We start from the raw sequence: 3,953 nt of genomic DNA, 5'->3' as shown, positions 1-3,953 counted from the left end.
TGGCTCGGGGCCACGAGTTTGCATCGGGCAATCATTTGCGATGATGGAAGCGAAAATAATACTTGCAACAATTATGAGAAGATTCGAAGTCGAATTAGATGAAAACAATGTGTTTGACCCTCAACCTCTCATTACGCTCTCGAATAATAAGGGCATGCAAGTTAAACTAAAAAGCCGAGATAATTAGAGACTTTGCTAATGAAAACTGCGATGGCGCGTCATATTCTTGTAAAAGATGAGCAAACTGCCAACACGATAAAACAAGCCTTGGCTAAAGGGGGTGACTTTGCAAAACTGGCGCGCAAGCACTCTAGCTGCCCTAGCAAAAAGAATGGTGGCGACTTAGGCGAAATTCGGCCTGGTGACTTAGTTAAGCCCGTTGAACAAGTAATTTTCAAAAAAGCATTAAAGACCGTTCACGGTCCAGTAAAGTCAAAATTTGGCTATCACCTGATCGAAGTTTACTTTCGAGGCTAAGATAACAACCCTCGTAAGACATTAGCACCAATATCGCCATTAGCACCGATCACCAAAACTTTCATTGTAGATCCTTATTATTCTCTTTTACCTTCCTTGCTATTTCATATGCCAGATTAGTGGTCCGCGTTGCATGCACCGGCCTGTTGGGATTCAAGATACGCTTTTACATCGTCGGCGTAACGTTCCTCAACGGGCACAAACTCACCACGTTCATCATCAAAAGCCCTTACGTCTCCGGCACCAATATCGTAGGTCCAGGCATGTAGCTGAATTTTATTGGTAGAAAGTTTGGCAGCAACATGAGGGTGGGTCTTTAAATGCTGCAACTGAAGCAAAACGTTTTCATCAATCAACATAGCCAGACGTTCATCATGGGAGCCCTCTGGCAGCTTTTCCATAACAATCTGATGCGCAGCCTTTGAGTAGCTGAGCCATTGTGTCACATGAGGAAGGTTAGTGAGCGAGTCAGGGTCCATCACGCCGGCCATTGCCCCACAACAGGTGTGTCCACACACAATAATATGTTTGACTTCAAGAACGGCAACAGCATACTCAATCGTTGCCGTGGTACCACCAGTATAGTTGCTATGCGGTGGAACAATATTGCCTGCATTTCGACATATGAATAGTTCCCCTGGTTCCGTCTGAACTAAAAGGTTTGGGTCAATACGAGAATCAGAGCATGTAATAAAAAGAGCTTCTGGATGCTGCCCTTTCACAAGTTGATCGAATAGTTCTTTCTTCTGAGGGTACACTTCGGTTTTGAATCGTACGATTCCACTGGCTATTTTTGGCATAACAATTCTCTATAACTCAATTAACGTGTTGAATAATAGCTTTCTCAACCGGTATAGGGAAGCGATATAGCAAGGAAAAGCCCTAACTAATTTTTTATGTTCGAGTGCCCTATTTTGACGCATAAAAAAACAGGCTCGCGCCTGTTTTTTTATGTATAACAACGTAGAGAGCTTAGTTTCTCGCGGTAATTGTATAGCTGGAATCTGGATGATACTTGATATCAGACATGTAAATGCTTCCCATAGTTGGGCCGCTAGTATTTCCTTTAACTCGAATATTCTCCATGCTAATTCGAGCAATTTCTGTCGGCATATATATTTTTATACCGCCTTCGTCAGTAATTTCTATAGGCCCTCTTCCTTCCTGGTATTTCAAACCCTCAATAGAAATATCTGCTTCAATCAGGTTAGATATCGGACCAACACCTGCCATGGTTAATACACTGTCCGCTAACTCATAAGCCACTTGCTCATCCTTGGGCTCTTCATATTCATCTTCGTCGTTATATTTATGCTGAAAACCGGCAACCGCTCCGTCAGCATTCTGACCGATGCTAAGCCCCATACCTGGTATTGGACCGAACCCTTGGGCATTAACACCTGCCAAAGCTTCGTCATCAAGCATCTGCATGCCGCCAAACTTACCTAACTGTTCTCGTGTTAGCTCAGCGCTACTGGTGTTATTAATTGGTAAAGCTGCAGCGGGACTCGCAGCCATAGCAAGCATCGGTTGAAACGGCGCCGCAGCCAAAGCAACAAATGCTGCAGTGTAACGGTAACGAGACTGATGCTTAAGTGTTCTATTTAGCTCTTTCTCACTAATCCAGCCTTGCTTAATTAAGACCTCACCAAGCATCATGTTCTCGGAGGCTTGAAGCTGAAGTGCTTGATCAAGTTGCGCTTCGCTAATATAACCGCGGTTTACTAATAAGCGCCCAAGTCTGGATTTTGCTATTTGCTCATTATGCTTAGTCATACTTCCCCCGGGATAGTCGATCTTTATCTTATTAAGGTACTCTGAATCATTAATGGCTTATTAAAATATATACAGCCATCTAAGTAGTTGGTGAAATAATGGCCAGAAAAAGCCAATTTGTATGTGGGAGATTGATTTCGGTCAGTAACAAGATGTTATCCTGTGTCTATTCATGTGAATAGACACCGTTTTTGCTTTATACTAAGCACCGAAAATATTCATAGCTTGCTGATTTAATTAACCTTTCCCAATTAATTTATATAGAGTTGAAATACACACCATGAGAAATTCCAATCTATCCTTATTTAATAAATTTGTGTGCCATTTAACATTTATATCTTTGTGCTGTTTTGCGCTAGCAAGTCATGCAAAAGAAATGAATAGCAATACGACTCAAGCGACCATCACAACCAACCTTGGCATTATCGAGCTCGACCTTTTTAAAGACCGCGTTCCCGTAACCGTTGCGAACTTCATCCGTTACGCTAACGAAGGCTTTTATAACAACACTATCTTTCATCGCGTTATTCCCAACTTTATGGTTCAAGGTGGCGGTTTTGATCAAAAAATGAGACGAAAGCCCGTCTCTTCGCCCATTAAGAACGAAGCTAATTCTTTTATTCCTAATTTACGCGGCACTATCGCCATGGCACGAACGAACGACCCGCATTCTGCGACTTCTCAGTTCTTCATAAATGTTAAAGACAATATGCAGCTTAATAAATCCGGGCACAACGCGGGTTATGCCGTATTTGGCAAAGTAACTAAAGGACTCGAAATAGCCGATAAGATATCTAAGGTCGCCACCAAGTCTGATGGTTATATGCGAGACATTCCCATAGACACAATAATCATTCAATCAATTACAATTACCGAACCGAGCTCCGAGCCTGAAAGTCCGGCACCCGCAACCAAGCAATAGCAAGCCATAAAATATGAATAGAGAAGTCGACAATTTTTCGGTAGCTAATCTTGGCTGGGAAGGCGATATTCCAGCCTCGAAAGAATACGATGACGTTTACTTCTCGCTTGTTGATGGCCTTAAAGAGAGCCAATATGTTTTCATTGAAGCCAATCAACTCGCATCTAGACTAATAGGTAAAAGCTTCGCACTAAAACCCTTTATCGTCGCTGAAGCAGGATTTGGTACCGGGCTAAACTTTCTCTTAAGCTGGCGACAATGGCTGGCCTGTGAAGAAAAAGGCCGTCGTGACTTTCACTACATCTCATTCGAAAAACACCCACTATCTCTATCAGATCTTAGAAACTCTTTGAGTAAATGGCCTGAGCTTGCAGATTTATCTTCCCAACTATGCGACGACTATCCTTTCACTATAAAAGGACACCACACACTGAAGTTCGAGTGTGGCCGAGTCATCCTCACACTGGTTTTTGGGGATATTTATGAGTCCCTGGATGAATACCGTTTTATGGCAGATTGCTGGTACCTGGACGGTTTTTCCCCTAATAAGAACCCGGAAATGTGGTCACCTGCTCTTTTTAAAGAAGTTGCCAGACTATCATCTGACGGAGCCACTTTTTCCACCTTCGCCGCTGCGTCAGCTGTAAGACGAGGGCTAGAATCGGCAGGTTTCAGTGTTAAGCGCCAGAAAGGCTTTGGCAAAAAACGAGAGATGCTTCTTGGCTCTATTACAAAACAAGACCTCAGTTCTACCGACCACTTACCTTCAAGCAAAACA

6 protein-coding genes are annotated in these 3,953 nt (G+C 42.9%); 4 read left to right on the top strand and 2 right to left on the bottom strand.

The window, feature by feature from the left end:
* Positions 1–187, top strand: a 187-nt coding sequence (locus tag A3761_RS25880) for a cytochrome P450 (RefSeq protein WP_156491972.1), incomplete at its 5' end; no start/stop codon positions are given.
* Positions 188–198: 11 nt separating this feature from the next.
* On the top strand, positions 199–477 hold the full coding sequence (locus A3761_RS19735) for a peptidylprolyl isomerase (RefSeq protein WP_068508461.1): 279 nt from the start codon (positions 199–201) through the stop codon (positions 475–477).
* Positions 478–593: 116 nt separating this feature from the next.
* Here A3761_RS19735 and A3761_RS19730 read toward each other — a convergent pair whose 3' ends face one another.
* Together A3761_RS19730 and A3761_RS19725 are read right to left on the bottom strand one after the other, a co-directional pair.
* Positions 594–1,277, bottom strand: coding sequence for a carbonic anhydrase (locus A3761_RS19730; RefSeq protein WP_068554657.1), 684 nt, complete (start codon positions 1,275–1,277; stop codon positions 594–596).
* A 172-nt stretch (positions 1,278–1,449) separates the two neighbouring features.
* The gene (locus A3761_RS19725) at positions 1,450–2,253 is read right to left on the bottom strand and encodes a hypothetical protein (RefSeq protein ID WP_068508465.1); all 804 of its coding nucleotides are present in this window, start codon (positions 2,251–2,253) and stop codon (positions 1,450–1,452) included.
* A 376-nt stretch (positions 2,254–2,629) separates the two neighbouring features.
* Between A3761_RS19725 and A3761_RS19720 the strand changes: the two genes are divergently transcribed.
* Positions 2,630–3,175, top strand: a complete 546-nt coding sequence (locus tag A3761_RS19720) for a peptidylprolyl isomerase (protein WP_068554665.1) — start codon at positions 2,630–2,632, stop codon at positions 3,173–3,175.
* Positions 3,176–3,188: 13 nt separating this feature from the next.
* Positions 3,189–3,953: tRNA (5-methylaminomethyl-2-thiouridine)(34)-methyltransferase MnmD (gene mnmD, locus A3761_RS19715; protein WP_156491971.1), on the top strand; the 765-nt coding region annotated here is incomplete at its 3' end.

It is taken from the genome of Oleiphilus sp. HI0123, assembly GCF_001635315.1.
The sequence above is the reverse complement of the archived record's forward strand: the minus strand, read 5'-3'. Positions and strand labels throughout refer to the sequence as shown.

Bases quoted from the DNA above. Each gene is read 5' to 3' on its own strand.
- A3761_RS19735 (WP_068508461.1), top strand. From the start codon at position 199: ATGAAAACTGCGATGGCGCGTCATATTCTTGTAAAAGATGAGCAAACT.
- A3761_RS19730 (WP_068554657.1), bottom strand. From the start codon at position 1,277: ATGCCAAAAATAGCCAGTGGAATCGTACGATTCAAAACCGAAGTGTAC.
- A3761_RS19725 (WP_068508465.1), bottom strand. From the start codon at position 2,253: ATGACTAAGCATAATGAGCAAATAGCAAAATCCAGACTTGGGCGCTTA.
- A3761_RS19720 (WP_068554665.1), top strand. From the start codon at position 2,630: ATGAATAGCAATACGACTCAAGCGACCATCACAACCAACCTTGGCATT.